Annotated in this window: 21 protein-coding genes; 14 read left to right on the top strand and 7 right to left on the bottom strand. The window is 62.4% G+C overall.

Features of this window, described 5'->3' with window-relative positions; translation table 11 throughout:
• The first annotated feature begins 229 nt into the window (after positions 1-229).
• The gene (locus tag ABG82_RS13505) at positions 230-1774 is read left to right on the top strand and encodes an acetolactate synthase large subunit (protein WP_043079625.1); all 1545 of its coding nucleotides are present in this window, start codon (positions 230-232) and stop codon (positions 1772-1774) included.
• A gap of 74 nt (positions 1775-1848) precedes the next feature.
• Here ABG82_RS13505 and ilvD read toward each other — a convergent pair whose 3' ends face one another.
• Positions 1849-3693 (bottom strand): dihydroxy-acid dehydratase, encoded by a 1845-nt coding sequence (gene ilvD, locus ABG82_RS13500; RefSeq protein ID WP_078343859.1) that lies wholly within the window; start codon positions 3691-3693, stop codon positions 1849-1851.
• Between the two features lie 77 nt (positions 3694-3770).
• On the opposite strand from ilvD, the gene ABG82_RS13495 reads away from it, so the two are divergent.
• The gene (locus ABG82_RS13495) at positions 3771-4616 is read left to right on the top strand and encodes a helix-turn-helix transcriptional regulator (RefSeq protein WP_043079624.1); all 846 of its coding nucleotides are present in this window, start codon (positions 3771-3773) and stop codon (positions 4614-4616) included.
• A gap of 205 nt (positions 4617-4821) precedes the next feature.
• On the opposite strand, the gene ABG82_RS13490 is transcribed toward ABG82_RS13495, so the two are convergent.
• Positions 4822-5796 carry an alpha/beta hydrolase gene (locus ABG82_RS13490; protein ID WP_043079623.1) on the bottom strand — a complete coding sequence of 325 codons (975 nt, stop codon included), beginning with the start codon at positions 5794-5796 and terminating at the stop codon, positions 4822-4824.
• Positions 5797-6015: 219 nt separating this feature from the next.
• Positions 6016-6204 carry a hypothetical protein gene (locus tag ABG82_RS13485; protein WP_043079658.1) on the bottom strand — a complete coding sequence of 63 codons (189 nt, stop codon included), beginning with the start codon at positions 6202-6204 and terminating at the stop codon, positions 6016-6018.
• A gap of 162 nt (positions 6205-6366) precedes the next feature.
• Here ABG82_RS13485 and ABG82_RS13480 point away from each other — a divergent pair, with 162 nt between their 5' ends.
• Complete coding sequence (locus tag ABG82_RS13480) at positions 6367-6690, top strand: hypothetical protein (RefSeq protein WP_131676308.1); 324 nt, start codon at positions 6367-6369, stop codon at positions 6688-6690.
• Between the two features lie 73 nt (positions 6691-6763).
• Positions 6764-6976, top strand: a complete 213-nt coding sequence (locus ABG82_RS13475; RefSeq protein ID WP_043079621.1) for a TOBE domain-containing protein — start codon at positions 6764-6766, stop codon at positions 6974-6976.
• A gap of 215 nt (positions 6977-7191) precedes the next feature.
• Here ABG82_RS13475 and ABG82_RS13470 read toward each other — a convergent pair whose 3' ends face one another.
• Positions 7192-8076, bottom strand: a complete 885-nt coding sequence (locus tag ABG82_RS13470; RefSeq protein WP_043079620.1) for a DMT family protein — start codon at positions 8074-8076, stop codon at positions 7192-7194.
• Between the two features lie 163 nt (positions 8077-8239).
• Between ABG82_RS13470 and ABG82_RS13465 the strand changes: the two genes are divergently transcribed.
• From ABG82_RS13465 to ABG82_RS13455, 3 genes are all read left to right on the top strand, one after another.
• Positions 8240-9148, top strand: a complete 909-nt coding sequence (locus ABG82_RS13465) for a LysR family transcriptional regulator (RefSeq protein WP_043079619.1) — start codon at positions 8240-8242, stop codon at positions 9146-9148.
• Between the two features lie 445 nt (positions 9149-9593).
• The gene (locus tag ABG82_RS13460) at positions 9594-10646 is read left to right on the top strand and encodes an acyltransferase family protein (protein WP_043079618.1); all 1053 of its coding nucleotides are present in this window, start codon (positions 9594-9596) and stop codon (positions 10644-10646) included.
• Positions 10647-11001: 355 nt separating this feature from the next.
• On the top strand, positions 11002-11985 hold the full coding sequence (locus ABG82_RS13455) for an acyl-ACP desaturase (protein WP_054175748.1): 984 nt from the start codon (positions 11002-11004) through the stop codon (positions 11983-11985).
• Between the two features lie 33 nt (positions 11986-12018).
• On the opposite strand, the gene ABG82_RS28260 is transcribed toward ABG82_RS13455, so the two are convergent.
• The gene (locus tag ABG82_RS28260; protein ID WP_131676341.1) at positions 12019-12237 is read right to left on the bottom strand and encodes a hypothetical protein; all 219 of its coding nucleotides are present in this window, start codon (positions 12235-12237) and stop codon (positions 12019-12021) included.
• A 131-nt stretch (positions 12238-12368) separates the two neighbouring features.
• Here ABG82_RS28260 and ABG82_RS13450 point away from each other — a divergent pair, with 131 nt between their 5' ends.
• Genes ABG82_RS13450 through ABG82_RS13435 form a run of 4 tightly spaced genes read left to right on the top strand, consistent with a single transcriptional unit; the run spans position 12369 to position 15463 of the window.
• Positions 12369-12983 carry a class I SAM-dependent methyltransferase gene (locus ABG82_RS13450; protein WP_043080029.1) on the top strand — a complete coding sequence of 205 codons (615 nt, stop codon included), beginning with the start codon at positions 12369-12371 and terminating at the stop codon, positions 12981-12983.
• Positions 12980-13885: a DUF1295 domain-containing protein gene (locus tag ABG82_RS13445; protein WP_078343857.1), complete on the top strand. Its 906-nt coding sequence runs from the start codon at positions 12980-12982 to the stop codon at positions 13883-13885. The genes ABG82_RS13450 and ABG82_RS13445 overlap by 4 nt, the downstream gene beginning before the upstream one ends.
• Complete coding sequence (locus ABG82_RS13440) at positions 13882-15042, top strand: FAD-dependent oxidoreductase (RefSeq protein ID WP_043079983.1); 1161 nt, start codon at positions 13882-13884, stop codon at positions 15040-15042. The genes ABG82_RS13445 and ABG82_RS13440 overlap by 4 nt, the downstream gene beginning before the upstream one ends.
• Positions 15043-15046: 4 nt before the next feature.
• Entirely contained in the window at positions 15047-15463 is a 417-nt protein-coding gene (locus ABG82_RS13435) for a cupin domain-containing protein (protein WP_043079984.1), read from the top strand.
• A gap of 34 nt (positions 15464-15497) precedes the next feature.
• Here ABG82_RS13435 and ABG82_RS13430 read toward each other — a convergent pair whose 3' ends face one another.
• A complete protein-coding gene (locus ABG82_RS13430) occupies positions 15498-17318 on the bottom strand; it encodes an amidohydrolase (protein WP_043079985.1) in 1821 nt (606 codons plus the stop codon).
• A gap of 54 nt (positions 17319-17372) precedes the next feature.
• Between ABG82_RS13430 and ABG82_RS13425 the strand changes: the two genes are divergently transcribed.
• The 3 genes from ABG82_RS13425 to ABG82_RS13415 all read left to right on the top strand — a co-directional run bounded on the left by ABG82_RS13425 (position 17373) and on the right by ABG82_RS13415 (position 20059).
• Positions 17373-18350: a nitrilase-related carbon-nitrogen hydrolase gene (locus ABG82_RS13425; RefSeq protein WP_043079986.1), complete on the top strand. Its 978-nt coding sequence runs from the start codon at positions 17373-17375 to the stop codon at positions 18348-18350.
• Positions 18351-19376 carry an agmatine deiminase family protein gene (locus ABG82_RS13420; protein ID WP_043079987.1) on the top strand — a complete coding sequence of 342 codons (1026 nt, stop codon included), beginning with the start codon at positions 18351-18353 and terminating at the stop codon, positions 19374-19376.
• A gap of 74 nt (positions 19377-19450) precedes the next feature.
• Entirely contained in the window at positions 19451-20059 is a 609-nt protein-coding gene (locus tag ABG82_RS13415; RefSeq protein ID WP_043079988.1) for a TetR/AcrR family transcriptional regulator, read from the top strand.
• A gap of 14 nt (positions 20060-20073) precedes the next feature.
• Here ABG82_RS13415 and ABG82_RS13410 read toward each other — a convergent pair whose 3' ends face one another.
• The gene (locus ABG82_RS13410; protein ID WP_043080031.1) at positions 20074-20526 is read right to left on the bottom strand and encodes a TIGR03618 family F420-dependent PPOX class oxidoreductase; all 453 of its coding nucleotides are present in this window, start codon (positions 20524-20526) and stop codon (positions 20074-20076) included.
• Between the last annotated feature and the right edge of the window lie 17 nt (positions 20527-20543).

Here is a 20543-nt window from a genome sequence, read left to right as displayed (position 1 = left end):
GCATCCTGCACGATGGCCTCCACCGCGGGCTTGCCTCGCAAATGAATGCCGTGCAACCAAAAACTAGTGCGCCTGGATTTGCATGAGCTAGCTACAGCCTGTGCGTTCACTGTGAATGCCGAAGTCCACTCACCCGTGTCAGACCCGACAAGGCCGAACCTTCGTCCGTGCCGAAATGTGTGGTTGGTAAGTTCACTGATAAATGTCCTGTGCGGGAGAGGATTTGACTGTGAACGGTGCCGAGAGCCTGGTGCGTACCTTGGTGGCTTCTGGGGTAACGACGTGCTTCGCCAACCCAGGTACCTCAGAAATGCATTTTGTCGCCGCCGTTGACAAGGTTGAGGGAATGCGCACGATTCTTGGCCTTTTCGAGGGCGCGGTGACCGGCATGGCGGACGGCTACGGGCGCATGTCGGACTCGCCTGCCGCGACGTTGCTGCATCTGGGTCCGGGGTTGGCCAATGGGCTGGCGAACCTGCACAACGCTCGCCGCGCGGCCACGCCTATCGTCAACATCGTCGGCAATCACGCGACCTACCACGAGCAGTACGATGCCCCGCTGACTTCCGACGTCGCAGGATTCGCGCGGCCGGTGTCCGCCTGGATTCACTCATCGCCCAGCGCCCTGGACATCGCCGCCGATGCGGCGCGAGCGGTTCAGGCAGCACTGCAACCACCGGGGCAGATCGCCACGCTCATCTTGCCCGCGGATACCGCCTGGTCGGCGGCCGAGCGTCCCGCCGCGCCATTGCCGCGCCCGATCCCCGCCCCGGTGGACGGCGCAGCCGTGGATCAAGTGGCTGAGGCGCTGCGGTTAGGCAAGAAGTCCATGATTCTGCTCCGCGGCGCCGCACTGAGGGAAGACGGCTTGCTCGCCGCGGCACACGTCGCCTCACTCGCTGGTGCGCGCCTGGCCTGTGACACTTTCGTGCCACGGTGGCAGCGCGGCGCTGGGCGACCAGTCATCGAGCAGATCCCCTACTTCGCGGAACAGATCGTCGACTTCATGAAGGATGTCGAACTACTCATTCTGGTCGGGGCGAAACCCCCGGTGTCGTTCTTCGCATACCCGGGCAAGCCGTCCTGGTGCACTCCCGCGGATTGCCAGATTCTGCATCTGGCCCATCCACACGAAGATGGCGTCGGTGCGTTGCAGGCGCTCGCCGAGGCATTCGGCCCCACCTCCAAAGCACCTGTGCTTGCGTCATTTTCACCTCCCGATCTGCCCACCGGGCCGCTCAACGCCGTCACCGTGGCTCAGGTGATCGGCGCGCTGCTGCCCGAGCAGGCCATCGTCTCCGACGAGGCCGCGACCTCGGGTGTGGCGCTGAATGCCGCCACAAGTCATGCAGCCCCGCACGATTGGCTCGCCCTTACCGGAGGCTCCATCGGTCAGGGGATACCGCTGGCCGCCGGCGCGGCGGTCGCGTGCCCCGACCGCAAAGTCGTCTGTCTTCACGGAGATGGCGGTGCCATGTACACCCTGCAGGCGCTGTGGACCCAAGCGCGCGAAAACCTGGACGTCACAACGGTGATCTTCGCCAACCGTTCCTATGCCATCTTGAATGTCGAACTCTGGCGTGTCGGCGTGGAAGAGCCTGGCCCCAAGGCACTTTCGATGCTCGACTTGCATAACCCCACCCTCGATTGGCAGCACCTGGCCACAGGTTTGGGAGTCGAGGCCAGCCGAGCCACCACCATCGAGGAATTCACCGACCAGTTCGGGCAAGCCATGCGCCAGCGTGGACCGCGGCTCATCGAGGTAGTTCTGTAGACCAATTCGGGTGTTAGTCGTCATCTCGAGTTCTCGACCGCTGCGGAGACGGCTCACGCGCGCTCTTGATCGGATCAATCCGCGGGCAATTCTCTTACCGCGCCTCGATCGGCCGAGGTGGCCAGGGATGCGTACGCGCGCAGAGCCGCCGATACTGAGCGGTCTCGCTTGGCCGGCCGGTATCCGATCCCGGATTCCACGAGATCTCTTCGCGTTCGCAGCAACTCGTCATCCACATCGATGACGATCGCACGGCGGGCAATATCGATACGGATGATGTCGCCGTCCTCTATCAGCGCAATCGGACCGCCGGCGGCCGCCTCCGGAGAGACATGACCGATCGAAAGCCCCGACGTACCGCCCGAAAAACGTCCATCTGTGATGAGCGCACAGCTAGCACCGAGTCCTCGGCCCTTGAGAAAGGCCGTTGGGTACAGCATTTCTTGCATACCTGGACCACCACGCGGCCCTTCATAGCGGATCACCACCACGTCGCCCGGTCGCACCCGATTGTTCAGGATGGCATCGACGGCATCGTCCTGGGACTCGAAGACGATGGCCGGTCCCGTGAAGGTATGGATCTTCTCGTCGACACCGGCAGTCTTGACGATGCACCCGTTCGGCGCGAGATTGCCAGTGAGCACCGCCAGACCGCCGTCCGCGGAATAGGCGTGCGCGACGTCGCGAATGCAGCCGCCCGACGGGTCCAGGTCGAGCGCATGCCAGCGGCGGGACTGCGAAAACGCTTGTGCGGAACGCTCACATCCGGGCGCGGCGTAGAACAGCTCGATCGCCTCCGGCGACGGCGCCGTACCACGCACATCCCATTCGGTGAGCCACACGGACAAATCCGGAGCATGAACACTGTGCACGTCGCGGTGCAACAACCCCGCCCGATCGAGCTCCCCGAGCAGTGCGGGGACACCACCGGCACGGTGGACATCCTCGACCAGATACGCGCCGTTCGGAGCTACCTTGCACAGACATGGCACATGCCGCGAGAGTGCGTCGATGTCACCGAGGGTGAAATCCAGCTCCGCTTCGTGCGCTGCCGCCAACAGATGTAGCACAGTGTTGGTCGATCCGCCCATCGCGATGTCCATACACATCGCATTCTCGAAGGCCTTGCGCGAAGCGATCTGCCGCGGCAACGCCGCGATGTCGTCATGCTCGTAATACCGCCGGGCGAGGTCGACGACCAGCCGGCCGGCACTCTCGTACAAGCTCTTGCGCGCAGTATGCGTGGCCAGCGTCGTGCCATTGCCCGGAGGCGCCAGGCCAAGCGCCTCGGTCAGACAGTTCATGGAGTTGGCGGTGAACATCCCCGAGCATGATCCGCACGTCGGGCATGCCTGCTCCTCGATCCGGCGCAAATCCTCATCGGACACCTCCGGGGATGCGGACTCTGCCACCGCGGTGATGAGGTTCATCCCCGTACGCACTGTGCCGTCCTGCAGCGTGGTCCGCCCACCCTCCATCGGTCCACCGGACACGAAGACTGTCGGGATGTTCAGGCGCAGAGCTGCCATCAGCATGCCCGGAGTGATCTTGTCGCAGTTGGAAATGCACACCAACGCGTCGGCCCGATGAGCCTCGACCATGTATTCGATCGAGTCGGCGATCAGGTCGCGCGACGGCAGGGAGTACAGCATTCCCGCATGACCCATCGCGATGCCGTCGTCCACCGCGATCGTGTTGAACTCACGAGGCACCGCACCCGCCGCCACGATTGCTTCAGCGACGATCCGCCCGACGGGTTGCAGGTGGGTGTGGCCCGGGACGAACTCGGCAAAACTATTGGCAATGGCAACAATTGGCTTGCCGAAGTCCGAGGCGGACACGCCGGCCGCGCGCAGCAGCGCACGAGCTCCTGCCATGTTCCGGCCGTGGGTGACGGTACGTGAGCGAAGTGCGGGCATACCGTCTATTCGCCCATGAACTGACCGAACCCGGAAGACGGCGGTACTACTAGTAGTGGGACTAATAGGATCAGTCCATGGCGGGACGCGACGAACGACGTAGGGAGCTTGGCGCGTTCCTGCGTACCCGCCGCGAGCATCTTCTGCGCGCCGATTACGGGTTACCGCCCATCGGGCGCACCCGCACCAGCGGATTGCGGCGCGAGGAAATCGCGGTCCTCTCGGGGGTGAGCGTGACCTGGTATACGTGGCTTGAGCAGGGCCGCGATATCAACCCCTCCCGGCACGTGCTTGAGGCCATCGCCCACAACATGCGGCTCACCGCCGCCGAGCGTGGCTACGTACTGGAGCTGGCCGGCTTCACCGCGGCGCCTACCGATGCCACAGCTGAGCCGATCTCGGTGCCCGATCACCTCCGGCGGTTGATCGAGAGCCTGCTGCCCTCCCCTGCCTTTGTGGTATCGCCTGACTGGAACATCGGCGCATGGAATCGCGCTTACGAGATTCTCTACCCGAACATTGCCCAGGTGTGCGCGCAGGACCGAAACCTGCTGCAATTCATCTTCACCGACCCATATGTGCGGCAGATGTTGCCCGACTGGCCGACGACAAGCAGTCAATTCCTCGCCGAGTATCGCGCCGAGGCGCGCCCACTCCTCGGAGATCCGGCGCATGTCGCGTTGGTGGAGCGACTTCAGCGACAGAGCACCGAATTCGCCACGGCATGGGCCCAACACGAGGTCGGGCGATTCAGCTCGCGCGAACGCCGATTCCACCACCCGACCGCGGGCACACTGGCCTTCGAGCACCACCGGCTGGCACCGTCCGACGTGCCCAACATGCACATCGTCATCTACTTCCCGCTGCACGGCACCGAGACCCGCGAGAAACTCGAAACACTGTTGGCGACCGGCACGCAGTGACGGCCACTGAACACTCTGCGCGCTAGATGACGTTGATGGCGAGTTCAGCCAGCAGGTTTCGCACCCGCTGCTCGATATCGTCCCGGATCGGACGGATCGCTTCGGCGGATCCCGGTGCCCGACGCTCTCACCGCGCTGTGCACTGTGCTCGATCCTTCCTGCTGCCAGTGACCGACAGCGGAACTTGAGACCACCGCAGCGATGTTCAGCCGTTGCCCAGCGCGGTCCGCAACGCGTCCACGGCGAGCTTGCGCGCGACGATGGCCGCACGAGTACCGCGGAGACTGTCCAACAGCATGAAATCGTGGACCGTCCCGCTGATCCGGACGGCCGTGACCTCGACCCCCGCTTCGCGGAGCTTGTCCGCGTAAAGCTCACCACCGTCGCGCAGAACATCGGCCTCCGCGGTGATCACCAACGCTGGTGGCAGGTCTTTCAGCTGTGCCAGACTTGCCAAGAGCGGTGAAGCATAAGGCTGTTCACGTTCCGCCGGGTCGGTGGTGTACGCATCCCAGAACCATTTCATGCCATCGCGCGTGAGGTAGTAGTGCTCGGCGAACTGGTGATATGACTGAGTATCGAAATCGGCTGCGGTGACGGGATACAGCAAGATCTGCGCCTTCAATTCGAGTCCACCGCGCTCTTTGTTCTGCAGTGCGAACACGGCCGACATGTTGCCGCCCACGGACTCCCCGGCAACCGCGACTCGGGACACATCGAGTCCGTACTCGGCTCCATGCTGGGCGAGCCACTGCCCCACCGCGTAATTCTGTTCGATCTGGGTGGGGTACTTGGCTTCCGGGGCCCGGTCATAAACAGGGAACACCCCGGCCGCGCCTACACCGGCGGAGAGTTCACGAAAAATCCTGTCGTGTGTCTTGTCGTCGCCGAAAACCCAACCGGCACCGTGGATGTAGAACACCACAGGAAGTGTGCCGCCGACTCCTTTAGGGCGAATGATGCGCGTGCGCACCGTACCCCAGGAACCAGCGTCGACATCAACCCACTGCTCATCGACATCCGGCCTTGAGACGGAGACATCGCTCTGCAGATCGACAAGTATCTGTCGGCCTTCCTCCGGGGGAAGCTCGTAGATCCGGGGATGAGGGTCGGTGGCAGTGGTCAGCGCACGCGCGGCTTCCTCCAAGTAGGGCGTGATCGGTGCCGGTTGGTCAGACATGGCGTCCCTTCAATCGTTAACCGTGCCCACCGGGCCTTCGTGTACCCGAGGGTTGGAATTCCAAGGCTAGATAGTTACCAACGTGACGACAACGGCGGAAACGGCATGACTCTTATCAATGGGGATAACCGCCACCTGAGCGCCGACATCGCCGACGATACCCGGCAGCACCTGATCTCCTAAACAGGTTGCTCTACAGCGCTATTGGAAAATAGCCGTTCATACGAAGATCTTATGACCCAGTTCGGTGAAGTCCATCTCGATCTCGTCGCCGTCGCGCTCGACCTTGCAATAGCCACTGCGGCAAAGTTCGTCAAGTGCATCCCACGGCGGCTCATCATCAGGGAGGTACCAGCCAATCGCGGTGGGCCACTCCCGGTCGTGATGATGATCGACGAGTTGATCCACCAACTCGGTGGCGCCAGGGCTGAGCTGAACAGCCACTTCCTTCTTTCCCCGTCTCCGGGAGAACCAACTCATTGCGGAAGTGTACGTGGCAAGGCGGTCACCCGGTCGACGCCATAATTGCGCGTACCAACGAACTCGCTCATATCCGAATGCTTGGAATTGTTGCCTCCCAGTGAAACTGTCCCGAGCGCCGAGCTGGCTTGGCATCTGGAGCTACCGTTCTCGTCGGCCGATGGAGTTCCGTTCCAGATCTCCCCGAATGAAGTGGCCGAAAATCCGGCGACCCATCGGCAACAGTGGCAGCGAACCTTGGCCGCCGACCTTCGTCATCCCCTGGACACCTACCAGCACCCGAGCGGTCACGTCGTGATCCTGGATGGGATTCACCGACTCTTGAAAGCTGCGGTCATGAAGCAGGAATTCATTACGGTGCGCGCACTCGCCGCGTACCACTTCGATGCGATCGCCGTGCCCGTTCCGCGGTGAGTCTCGTAACTGCGGCCTGTCGACCGACCGCGTTTACTAGCCTCAATGGATATCCCGACTCCAAGGAGATGTCATGCGCCTGTCCACCCGCAATCAATTGACCGGAACTATCACGGAAGTCAGCATCGGAACAGTGATGGCCATCGTGAAAATTCGGCTCGACGGTGGCGATCAGGTCGTCACTTCTTCGATCACCAAGGACGCGGTAGCCGACCTCGGACTCACCGTCGGCCAAGCCGCGACGGTGTTCATCAAGTCCACCGAGGTGACCGTGGGAGTCGAGTAGCCCGCCCGAACCACATTGCGCTCAGCGGGATCTCAGCGGCTCGCAGGCACTCTTACGTCACGTCCGATACCTACACATCACTCGACATCGCCAACGATAACCGGACGGTCGCCAAGTCGTTGGTAGTGTGCGGCGCCACTACCGGTGCCATCGCTGCCTTGGGTTGGCTTATCGAAGCATTTCTCTTGCGATCAGCGCTGTCTCGGAGACCAAGTTCAGTGGCTGGCCTCGGCAGCGGCCGACTGGCTGTTCTCGGCCGCGCCGAATACTGCGACGGCCACCGCCGAAACAACCGCCGCGAGGAACGCCACCGTGACGAGCCAGCCCATTCCGGGGCGCGCGCTGTCCCCCAACAACACAACACCGATAACCCCAGGAACAACGGTTTCGCCGACCACCAACGCGGCGGCAGCACCGTTGACCGAACCAATCTGCAATGCGACGGTAAATAGATAGAACCCGCCTACGCCGGCGATGGCCACGGCATAGGCGGCCGGATCGGCGAGCAGTACTTTGAGGCTGAACGGATCAATACCGCTGACCACCCGCACCGCAACGGCCATCCCGCCATAGAGCACACCCGCCAACAACCCGGCCGGGATCGCGGCACCACTGCCGAGTATCCGGATCAGACAGATGCCCGTGAGCAGCACCGCGATTGAGACGATCAGCACCCCCCAATGAAAGGCCGGCGGCGCCGTATCGCGACCAAGAGGCCCCGCCGTCGCGGCCAACACGCACAACGACAGCAGGACGGCGGAGATCGCGATCCAATCGCGACGCTGTAGCCGAACACCTAGTATGACGATGCCGAGCAAAGCAGTGACCGCAAGGTTGGCGCTCATGATCGTCTGGGAGAGAAACAGCGGGATCAGTCGAGCCGAAATCAGGCTGCCCGCGAAGCCGACGAGATCGAGAACCATGCCGGCGATGAACGCGGGTGTCAGTGCGGCGGCCACGGTTGATTTGAGCGTGGGGCCGCGGTCACCGGTCTGCACATGCGTCTCGGTAGCGGATTGGCGAGCGCCGTAGCCCTGAAGAACAGAAGCCGTTCCATACCCGAAGCAGGCAAGCAGCGCCGCCGCAACGCCGATCAGCATTGGATAGTCCGGTCACAGGTTGTTTGCACCGGTCGATTGTATTTGCCGGGACCACGTACCACCGCTAGCCCGCAGATTCCCTACCGCAGTGGGAAATTCGTTCCATAGGCATCGCCCGATGTGTTTGGCCTGATCAAGATCGCCCTCGCTATATGCTCGGGCGGTGAGCGCGCGCAGCCTGAGCTTGGATGATTTGCGCTGCTTCGTCTCGATTGCGAACAAATTGAGTTTCTCCCAGGCCGCACGAGAACTGCATTTGACGCCGTCCGTCCTCAGCAGACGGATTAGCAACGCAGAGCGAGTGCTGGGTGCCAACCTGTTTGTTCGTGATACCCGAACCGTGGCTCTCACCGCCGAGGGAGCCCGACTGCTACCTCTCGCACGCGAAGTCATCGAGAAGTTCGACAGTGTCCCGGGCGAGATTTCAAAGGGCCCACTGCCGGTCAGGAGGATCCCCTGCGGCGTTCCCCCGTGGCTACCCCCCATTTTGCAAACCAGATTGACGAGCCTGGGCGACAGCAAGGGCGAGAAGTTCAAGCTCACTCAGTCGCCGCTGGTGAGCGCCGACATTATCGATGGGATCCTGCGAGGAAGGCTCGATTTCGGGTTCGTCAGACCGAACGCGCACGCTACGGTGCTGTCGTACACCACCGTGTGGAAGGAACGAATCGGCGCCGTGCTGTCGCGCGAGAAGTACGAATCCGTCGAATCCATCACCGTGGCCGAGCTACTCACCTTGGACTACATCGGCGATCGGCGCGATAGCGATACCGAGTACCGGCGCGACGTTGAAGCCGAGCTGGACAAGCTCGGCGAACTCAGGCGAGCTGAATTTACCCTCGGCGACGGAGCTCGCGTCAAGGACGCAGTCGCGTCGGGCCGCGCTTTCAGCCTGGCCCCACTTCCCTCACCCGGCGAGCCCACCTCATTGGAATACGACGAATTTGTCCTGGTCCCGGTAGCGGATTTGAATTTCAGACTGTTGACATGCCTGGCCTACCGCGACGACACGGCGGTGCGCGATCACGAGCTGCAAGATGTCCTTGACACAATAATTCTGCTGTTCCGTTAGCTTTCTCGTGCTTCACGCACTGCTGCCGCAGAAGTGACCGGCACCCACCGCGCGCTGCGGGCTGGATACTCACTGACGCGATCCAAACGCTCGGCCCCGGCAGGCAGCTGAAGACCTTTCAAGCCACACTGGCAGCAAATAGCTCCCCAGAAGATGGATTTATCTTGAAATTTGCCATCGACAGATAGGTACGAGAAGCCGATTTCCGTGGAATACGCCCGCGAACTTGAGATATGGTGCCACGTCAACCTTAATTACTAAAGCATGTTGCGTAGCCGTGGTAATTAATTGTTGGATTTCAGAAAATTTAGAGCAATGGCCAAACAGCTTGATTAATCACAAGTCGGGATTAGTCGAGCCGACGGAGGACCGGCAGCACTTGCGATTGTGCAGTATGTTCTTTTTGCAAAAGTAAAGACACCACATCGGCGCCCAAGGGGGTTTAATGAAGCTTGGGCAGGTGTTCGATCCGCGGCACAACGCACTCACCTCATGGCGCCTCATTCTCGCCACCGGCGTCGTCTTCTGGCATTCGTGGCCCCTTACCGGCCGCGAAATCGGCTATGCGCCGGCGGCGCGATTGCTCGGAGACATTTTTGCTGACGGGTTCTTCGTCATTTCCGGATTTCTCATCACGGCGGCGTGGATACGCCGCCCAAGCCTGAAGGAGTACTGGGCATCCCGGGTCTTGAGGATCTTCCCCGGCCTCTGGATATGCCTGGTGATGATCGCTTTCGTCATCGCACCGATCGCGGCGCGCGTTCAACACACTTCGATCACCTTCTCCGCAGAGCTCGGTTACGTAGTCAACAATGCCCTGTTGAACGTGGCCTACTTCGACATAGACGGAACTCCCACCGATGTGCCGTATCCGGGCGTGTGGAACGGATCCATCTGGACCCTGTTCTTCGTCTTGCTCTGCGATGTGATGGTGTCGGTACTCGGCGTGGCCGGCCTGCTGAAGCGAAACTGGGTGATTCCGACCCTGCTTGTCACCGCGCTGTATTGTTCCGCCCACTTCTCGTACAGCCCAGAGTCGTACACGTGGCCGCAGATGCTATCGCGATTCTTTGCCGTATTCCTCGCTGGTGCGCTTCTCCATGAGTACCAAGACAAGATTCCCGCGCGCTGGTGGTTGGTCGCATTGAGCATTGCACTTGTCGTGGCATCGGGTTTCACACAGAATTACCGAGTAATCGGCGCGCTGCCGCTGGCCTACGCAGTCATTGTTTCCGGTGCGCTGATCCGCAGGACACGACTGCGCAACGATCTTTCATATGGCGTATACATCTACGCATTCCCGATTCAACAGTTGCTGGCGACGTTCGGGCTCGCCCGGTTACATCCGTTCCTGTTCTTTATCCTGGCGACGACGGCCACTCTCCCTGTTGCCGCCTTGAGTTGGTTCGTCGTGGAGAAACGCGCCATGGCGCTCAAGAGGCGGATCTTCCGGAGACCAGTCGGTCAGGCCGTCGCTCATCGCGCGGCAGTCCCTTGAGCATGGCGGCATGGATATCGACACAAAGGAATTGCCGTGAGCCAAAACAACCATCGCCGGAACCGCGCTACTGCGACATAGGCCCCGCACTTGCGCGGGCACGCCCCCAAGGCTTTCGTAAAGCTTGATATGCAATGGATTTTGGCTATCAGGGCGGCCATCGATCGGGTGCGGATGCCGCTCCAAGCAGACCAACACTTCGCACGAATTGACAGTCACGGAACGGTGTCGATCCAGCACGCGATCGGCATGTCGACCCACACGCGACCAGAACGTGATAGCTTTCTGTAACTGCTGGATACGGGTACTGCTAGTTGCAGTTTCTGTCTGGCCCACCGACACGAGGAATGTATCCATGCAGAAGGATTTCACCGATCTCGAGCTGCTGTACGAGCTCGAACCTGTGGTCGAGGAGAATGTTCACCGTCACCTCGGTGTCACCAAGGACTGGAATCCGCACGATTACGTGCCGTGGGCCGAGGGCAAGAACTTCAAGGCCCTGGGTGGGCAGGACTGGGATCCCGAGCAGTCCAAGCTCTCCGAGGTCGCCAAGGTCGCGATGATCACCAATCTGCTGACCGAGGACAACCTGCCGTCGTACCACCGCGAGATCGCGATGAACTTCACCATGGATGGTGCGTGGGGCACCTGGGTGAACCGTTGGACCGCCGAGGAAAACCGGCACGGCATCGCCATCCGCGACTATCTCGTCGTCACCCGCTCGGTCGATCCGGTGGAGCTGGAGAAACTCCGTATCGCACAGATGACCAGTGGCTTCTCCCCCGGGCAGAACCGCCAGAACATCCCGTTCTCGGACAGCCTGTTCGATTCGGTGGTGTACGTGACCTTCCAGGAGTTGGCCACCCGCGTCTCGCATCGCAACACCGGCAAGGCCTGCGCCGAGCCCGTCGCCGACGAGCTGCTCAAGCGCATCTCCACCGACGAAAACCTGCACATGATCTTCTACCGGAACATGGTTTCGGCAGGTCTGGAAATCTCCCCGAACCAGGCGGTCAAGGCTGTTCACAAGGTGCTCGACAACTTCACCATGCCCGGCTACACGATTCCGGGATTCCGCCGCAACGCCGTCACCATCGCCACCGGCGGCGTCTACGACCCACAGTCGCACCTCGACGAGGTGGTGATGCCGGTGCTGCGCAAGTGGCGCATCTTTGAACGCGACGACATCAGCGGCGACGCCGAGTGGTACCGCGAGGATCTGGCCCGCGTGGTGTCCGACCTGAAAAAGACGTCGGCGGACTTCGAAGAGGTCAAGGCCAAGTACCTCGACCGTCAGGCCAAGCGCGCCGAACGCCAGGCCGCCAAAGTTCTTGTGTAACTCTGCAACTGCCGGGTAGGCAGGTCTATGAGATCAGGGCCAACCGTAGCCGGGTGTACCGAATCCCATGCCGAACCCGTCGTCGCCGGGCCACAGCCACGGTGATGTGACATCGTCGTCGTCCCGGGATTGCGTACAAGCGGCATCAGGTCCGAGGCCTCCCGAGAACTGACAGGGCGGCTCTCGCGTGGCGGACGCCCCCAGTGCCACTGCGGCGGCCAATATCGCCGTGGCACACACACTATGACGCATCTTCTACACCCCCTCTTTACGGCAGTGACCTGCGGGGTTGCCCATGAGATTAACATCAGAACCGTCCCCAGACCGGATATCGGGCGACCGGTTCACACATGCCGGCGTGCGCCACTTGCGACAATGAACGCATGGTGGAGCAGAGCCTCTGGATGCAAAAGGTTGCGGCCGACCCCGACCATTCGCAGTGGTACATCGAGCGCTTTCGGTCGATGGCGCGCTCGGGCGCGGACCTGGCCGGCGAGGCCCGGCTCGTTGACGCGATGGTGCCGCGCGGTTCCAGAATCCTTGACGCCGGGTGCGGCTCCGGACGGGTGGGCGGATTCCTGGCGGCGGCCGGTCACCTCGTCGTGGGTGTCGACGTCGACCCCGCGCTCATCGAAGCGGCCGAACACGACCACCCCGGACCACGTTGGCTCGTTGGTGATCTCACCGAACTCGATCTGCCCGCACGGGGAATCACCGAACCGTTCGACCTCATCGTGTCAGCGGGCAACGTGATGGCGTTCCTGGCCCCGAGCACCCGCGTCCGCGTGTTAAGCCGACTACACGCGCATCTTGCCGACGACGGCCGGGCGGTGATCGGCTTTGGCGCCGGCCGCGACTACGCGTTCAGCGAGTTCTTCGACAATGCCGCGTCGGCCGGACTTATCCCCGATCTGCTGCTGTCCACCTGGGATCTGCGGCCGTTCACCGACGGTTCCGATTTTCTGGTCGCGGTGCTTCGCCGAGAGATTCCGGCATGAACCCCGAAAGCCACCGGGTGACCGCCGTACGCGGCAAGGCGAAATCCTTGGCACTGGTGGCTCTCGCCTACGTTGTCGCCGTGGGAGTCGGCGCCGTGTGGCTCACCCTGGGTCCCGACACCAATCGCCTGTGGCTAGACACCTTGATCGCCGATGTGCTGGCCACCCTGGTGATCTTCGTGTTCAGCAGGCTGTATCGGAACTCCAGTTTTTACGACGCCTACTGGAGTGTGATACCGCCGCTGCTGCTGATCTATTGGTGGAGCCAATCCGGCATACACTCCGTGCGCTGCTGGCTCATCGTGCTGGTGGTGGCACTTTGGGCTATACGCCTCACGGCCAACTGGGTGTATAGCTTTCCCGGTCTGCACCATGAGGATTGGCGCTACCCCATGCTGCGTGCCAGGGCGGGCAGCTGGGCCTTCCTGGCCGATCTGGTGGCGATCCACCTCATCCCCACCGTGCTGGTCTTCGCCGGGATGGTGCCCGCATATGTCACGGTGACGCGGCCGGGCGGCGACCTGAGTTGGCTGACCGCCATCGCTTTCTTGATTGGGCTGGCCGCCGTCGCAATCGAATTCGCCGCTGACGGGCAGATGCGGCGGTTTACCCGTGATCGGCGGCCCGGCGAGGTGATGGACCGCGGCCTGTGGTCGTGGTCGCGGCATCCGAATTACTTTGGAGAGTTCAGTTTTTGGCTTTCCCTGGCCCTCTTCGGTATCGCCGTATCCCCTACCGACGCGTGGTGGCTGGGTCTCGGCGCGGTGGGTATGTTGGGTATGTTCCTGGGCTCCAGCATCCCGATGATGGAGCAACGCAGTCTGCAGCGCCGCCCCGAGTACCAGGACGTGATCGCCCGGGTATCGCGGTTTGTGCCGCGCCCGCCACGGATATCGGCGTGAGCCGACGACGGATTGTCGTGGCCGGTCTCGGCGACAGTGGGCTGCTGACCGCTATCCGGCTTGCTCGGTACAACGATGTGGTGGGCATCTCGGTGAAACCGGGGTTGGTCAGCGGACAGGAACTGGGTGTGCGGCTGTCCCGCCCTGAAAAGTGGGCGCAGAACTACTGGATCTCCTTCGACAGATTCCGCGCGCTGGATCGCGTACGCACCGCGCACGCCACCCTTACGGGCGTCAACCTCAGCGCCCGAACGATTTTCGCCCGGCACCGGGACGGCTCGCCGCTGACCGAGCCTTACGACACGTTGATCATCTCCACCGGAGTCAGCAATGGCTTCTGGCGACAGCCCAATCTGCAGTCCAGCACCGACGTGGCTTCTGACCTGTATGAGGCACACCAACGTCTGGCCTCTGCAGGCTCGGTGATCGTCATCGGCGGCGGGGCCGCGGCCGTGAGCAGCGCCGCCAATGTGGCAATGAGGTGGCCCGGGCTGACCGTCGATCTGTATTTTCCCGGCGAGCGGCCACTGACACACCATGCGCCGAAGGTCTGGGACCGGATCCGCAAGCGGCTCAATAAACTAGGCGTTGGATTGCACCCCCGGCACCGCGCGCTGATCCCCGATGGATTCGCATGTGACCGGATCACCGACCAACCCGTGGCATGGTGTTCGGGGCAGCCACCGGCATCCGCCGATGCCGTGATCTGGGCCATCGGACGGGTGCGACCCAACACGGATTGGTTACCGCCAGCGCTACTGGATGAACGCGGGTTCGTGCGCGTGACACCGCAGCTGCAGGTACCTGACCACCCCGATGTCTTCGCAGTCGGGGACGTCGCGGCCACGGACCCATTGCGCACTTCTGCCCGCAATCGTGCGGATCGACTGGTCGCTCACAATGTTCGCGCGGCGGCATCGGGACGCCCGCTGCGGAGTTACCGTCCACCACAGCACCGTTGGGGCTCGGTACTCGGCGTACAGCCAGACGGGCTGGAGGTGTTCACGCCCGCAGGTCAGGCTTTCCGCTTTCCAGCCTGGTCGATCGAACGGGTGCTACAACCGTGGATCGTCCGGCGCGGTATCTACCACGGCATCCGCACGAGTCAGGAATCCCCGCATCGTGCGGAAACACCCAATCCTCCCTGGAAGGACTGATGACATGAACGTGCGCAGCATGATCCTGGTCGCGGCCGGCGCGGCCCTTGCCGCTCTGACCGCGGCCTGCGGATCTTCGGACACCGATCCGGTACGTGAACCACTGAGCCGCACCGATTTACAGCGCCACGACCTGAGCGTCCCGGGCCGCGAAGCCCTGCAGACCCGCGTCGATTTTCAGCCGGGCGCTCAAGCTGCCCGCCATAAGCATCCTGGTGAAGAAATCATCTATGTGCTCAAGGGGACGCTCGTCTACGACATCGATGGGCAGGGGCCGAGGACCGTCACAGCCGGGGATGTGTTGTTCGTTCCCGCCGAGACCTACCATTCCGTCCGAAATATCGGCAATGACGAAGGGTCCGAGCTCGCAACCTACGTCGTCGAGAAGGACAAGCCGCTCCTGGAACTGGCCAAGCCGTGAGCCTGAAACTGTATCGGCGTCGCTGTATGGGTGCTCAGCTCGGCACTTCGTGGCGGATCTGACCGTTCATCATGGTCAGCACGACCGTTGCCCCGTGAATGTCATGCGGATCGCCCTCCAGGATGTTGCGGTCAAGGACGATGAGGTCGGCGAGCTTACCGACCTCGACCGAGCCCACCTTGTCTTCCATCCGGATTTGGCGCGCGGCACCTAATGTGTTGGCACGCACTGCTTGCGCGACCGACAATTTCTGGTCGACAGGAGCAAGCGTCTCGGCATCGGACACACCGATCAGCTGGCGAGTGACGCCGATCTGGATGGAGTCAAGCGGCTTGTAGGTGGAGAAGTAACCGGCGGCGGGCCAGTCCGTTCCGAGCGCGACATGCGCACCGGTCCGCAGAACGTCTTGGATTCGATACAGGTTGTCCTTACGCGGCGAGCCGTAACTGGCCGCCAGGTTGACCACGGTATCGGGGTCCGCCGAGAACCAATTCGCGGAGAACTGCGCACCAATCCCAAGCTTTGCGAACCGCGCGCTGTCCGCGTCATCGACGTAGATCAGGTGGGCGATCGAATGACGGCGGTCACGCGCGGGGTTCTTGGATATCGCCGCCTCAAACGCATCCAGTGCCACGCGAACCGTGCGTTCTCCGCAGGCATGCACGTGCATATCGATACCCGCGGAGTCGATCTCACCGACCAGCTGCCTCCATTGCTGCTCGGTGAACGGAGACACACCGATCGAATCGGGCTTGTCCGCATAGGGTTCGATCAGCCACGCGGTATGGCCACCCTGCGTGCCATCGCCCATGATCTTGACCATGCCCACGCGGACAAGTTCACTCGAGATCTGATCACGAGTCGCAAAGAACTCCGTCACCACGTCATCGAACGGAGGTGCCTTCACGAGGTAGGACGCCACCACACGAAACGGCAACCTGCCCTTGCGCTCAATGTCGGTGTACAGCCCAATGAGTGCGGCCTGGCTCCCCACAGCAGGCGCCCCGGCATCGAATACCGAGGTGATACCCGCGGCGGCGGCTTGGGGTAGCCAATCTTCTAGCGAACGTTGCAGGCTTTCGGCCGTGACCGGCTCGATGGCGTCGACCAAGTCCAGTACCGCGCTCATCTCCATGACGAAACCGGTTGGGTCACCCTTGTCGTCTTTGACGTAATAGCTGAAACCCGGTACTGGATCGGGCGTATGGCGATTGATGCCCGCCACCTCAAGACACTTGCTGTTGGCCCACATGCTGTGCGCGTCGACCGCGAAGAAGAACCCAGGACGATCGGGCAGCACGCGGTCCAGCTCCTGGCGCGTGGGCCCTTCTGGACCGAACATGTCGACGCGCCAGCCGAATCCGCGCACAGGACCCTCGGGGTTCTCCTTGGCGTACTTGGCGATAGCTGCCAGCGCGTCTTCTTTAGTGGGCACTTGCAGATTCACCCCGCCGCTCAGGAAGGCGCCGAAGAATGGGTGAATGTGCGCTTCGACGAATCCGGGCATGAGCAGCTTGCCGGCCAGATCGATGACACGGGTGGCCGATCCCACCATGGCCATCGCCGCCGCGTCGTCGCCGACGTGTGCAATGACGTTGCCCTTCACGGCGACGGCTTGGGCCCACTCCCGCTGCCCGGCCACCGTGTAGACGCGACCGTTGCGAAATACGAAATCCGCGTGGGAACCGTGCGGTTCGACCTTGTTTGAATCCGGCGAGGAATCCGTCGTAGTGGAGCACGCCGCGCCCGAGCCCGCAATGAGTGCCACCGCGGCAGCGGCCCGGAGGGCCGTCCTACGGGATGGCTTAGCGCTGAGCGATGAGAAGTGTGAAGACCACTCGCATGCGGTGCACATATGGACACGCTATCAAATCTTGACTGAATTTTCAGTTTGTCCTACGGTCCAGAGATGCCATCGGGATTTATCGTTGAAACCGCGTTCACCCCGCCGAACTCACCGGCCCGTGTGCGGGCCACGCGGCGCGCACCACTGCGGGTGGCCCTCGTGCAGCACCGCTGGCTCGCCGATCCACAAGACCTGCGTGACCAACTCCGCGAGGGCATCCGGCTGGCCGCCGGGCAGGGCGCACGGGCCGTGTTCCTGCCGGAGCTGACACTGTCGCGTTACCCCGCGGATGTACGTGCGGGCGCGAATCCGGGCGCGGCCGCCGAGGACCTGCTGACGGGCCCCACCTTCGCTCTCGCCGCCCAGGCCGCGCAGGAACACGACGTGCTGGTACACGCATCGCTGTACGAGCACGCCGATGCCGGCGACGGACTCGGCTACAACACCGCCATCTTGGTGTCTCCCGGCGGGGAGCTTGTCGGACGCACCCGGAAACTGCACATACCCGTCACCGCGGGCTACTACGAAGACACGTATTTTCGGCCAGGCCCCGCGGAGAACGCGTACCCGCTTTACCACGTGGATGAGCTCGATGGTGCCGCAGTCGGCATGCCGACCTGTTGGGACGAATGGTTTCCCGAGGTCTCGCGGATGTACTCGCTGGCCGGCGCGGAGATCCTGGTCTATCCCACGGCGATCGGCTCGGAACCTGCTTTTCCCGAATTTGACACCCAGCCGCTGTGGCAGCACGTGATCGTCGGAAACGGAATCACCGCAGGGACATTCATGATCGTGCCCAATCGGTTCGGGGATGAGGGAAGTGTGAATTTTTATGGTTCCTCGTTCATCTCCGACCCCTATGGCCGGATCATCGCGCAGGCACCCCGTGACGCCGCGGCGGTGTTAGTGGCAGATCTCGACCTTGAACAGCGCCGAGATTGGCTAGACCTGTTCCCCTTCAACACAACTCGCCGCCCCGATACCTATGCCCGCCTCGTGGCGCCCGTCGATCCCGCCAATCCATATGGGACGGACGCGTAGATGAATTGGCTCATGCCGCCAGAAACCGCTCGGCAAGAACGTATCTGGATGGCCTTCCCATCTCTGGGCGCCACCGTCTTCGAGAACGCGGCATCTGTTCACGACGCGCGCCGCGCGTGGGCGGCCGTGGCGCACGCGATCCTCGACTTCGAACCCGTCTCGATGATCGTTGATCCCGCCGATCACGATGCGGCGCGCGGGTACCTGTCGCGAGAAATCGAGGTCCACGAATCGCCACTCGACGATGCCTGGATGCGCGATATCGGCCCTACCTTTGTTCGGTCCGCAGATGGCGAGCTGGGTGCGGTCAACTGGGTATTCAACGGATGGGGTGCCCGTGACTGGGCCCGTTGGGACAACGACGCGCGCGTCGGCGAGATCGTCGGCCGGCTCGCCGGAGCGCAGGTCGTGCCCTCACCTTTGATCAACGAAGGCGGCGGCATTCAGGTTGACGGTCAGGGGACGGTGCTGGTGACAGAGACCGTACAGTTGGACCCGGCCCGCAATCCGGGGCTGGACAAGGCCGCAGTGGAGGCTGAGCTGGCGCGCACGATCGGTGCACGACATGTCATTTGGCTGCCGCGTGGGCTGACCCGCGACGCGGAACGGTTCGGCACAAACGGTCACGTCGATATGGTCGTGGCAATCCCCTCTCCGGGGCGGCTGCTGGTCCACACACAGAACAACGCCGCGCACCCCGACCACGAGATCACTCAGCAGATCATCGATGTGCTGGCACAGAGTCAGGATGCGCAGGGAAAGCCCTGGGAAATAACGCAAATACCGGCACCGGAACTGTTGCGTGACACCGAGGGATGGGTTGATTACAGCTATATCAATCACCTGGTGGTCAACGACGGTGTCATCGCCTGCCGCTTTGGCGATCGTGCCGACGACACCGCGAAAGCGATTCTTGCCCAGGAGTATCCGGGCCGGAACGTCGTGACCGTAGACGCGCAGGAGATCTTCGCACGCGGCGGCGGGATCCACTGCATCACCCAGCAACAGCCGGCCCTACCGGAGTAACGAGTTGGGTGCGGGGCGTAGCTCGGCACAGTGGACTTCCCTAGCATGTAGCGAGCCGACCGGATCGAAAGGAGGTGTCGGGGGTGAGTCGACAGGAAGCGATCCTGCAGGCCAGTGCGGCCGCCATCGCTCAGAACGGCGTCCGGGGTCTGCGCGTCAGCGACATAGCACGGGTGGCTGGGGTCTCGTCAGGCCTGCTCTACTACCACTTCAAGGACCGTGACGGTCTACTCGCGGCAGCACTCACCTATATCAATGACCAGTCGCGGGTCTACCGGCAGGCCGCAAGCGGTTCCGGGATATCGCGGGCACAGCTCATCGAACACATCCTGGGGGAAATCCAAGAGTCCGCCGCGGTGATGGAGAGTTCGTTGGTGTGGAACGAACTACGCGCCTCAGCCGTCTATGAAGAGCCGATACGCCAACCGCTGGCGCGAACCTCCGCGGAATGGACGCGGGAAACCGCCGGCGCCATCCGGGCCGCCCAGGAGGCCGGCGAAGTGCCCAAAAACGTTGATGCCGATAGCATCGCCATAGCCCTCAACGCACTCACCGAGGGCCTAGCGTCGCGCTGGCTCTCTCGTGAACTCACCACAGCAGAGGCACGTGCCCATCTGCGCGCCACGGCCGAAATTCTGTTGCCCGTAGATGGTCGAGAAGAAAACAAACCGGCAAGCTCGTGAAGCAGCGAAAAGCGTTATCCTGCGCTCGGATTCGAATAGACACGGACCGGGCTAATGAATACCGCGGCACGTCGCTCCGCTGCCATCACACGGTCATAGGTATCCCAATCATCATGGGTACCACCCGCCGCTTGAAAAATACCGCGCAGTAGCAGCCTCAACGATTCGCTATCGACTCCCGTCGCGGGGTCGTCGGGGCCGATGATCTCAGCGGTTCCTTCGACCGTCGCCCACTGCCACCCCGCACGAGCGACGATGGTGGTACGTGGGTTGGCACGCAGGTGGTCCAATTTCCGGGTACCGCCGGCCGCTACCAGAGCGACCACCGATTCCCCGGTTCGCGGATGTGGCATGACGCCGGCATTGATCACCGACGACTGGACGCTGCCGTCCCTGCGCACGGTACTCAACACGCACAGCCCGTGGTCGCGGGCAGCCAACTCGGAAAACGTAGCAATATCGGTCACGCCGGGGTTCCTTCCGC

The sequence above is a fragment of the Mycobacteroides immunogenum genome (assembly GCF_001605725.1).
GTDB lineage: Bacteria > Actinomycetota > Actinomycetes > Mycobacteriales > Mycobacteriaceae > Mycobacterium > Mycobacterium immunogenum.
The sequence above is the reverse complement of the archived record's forward strand: the minus strand, read 5'-3'. Positions and strand labels throughout refer to the sequence as shown.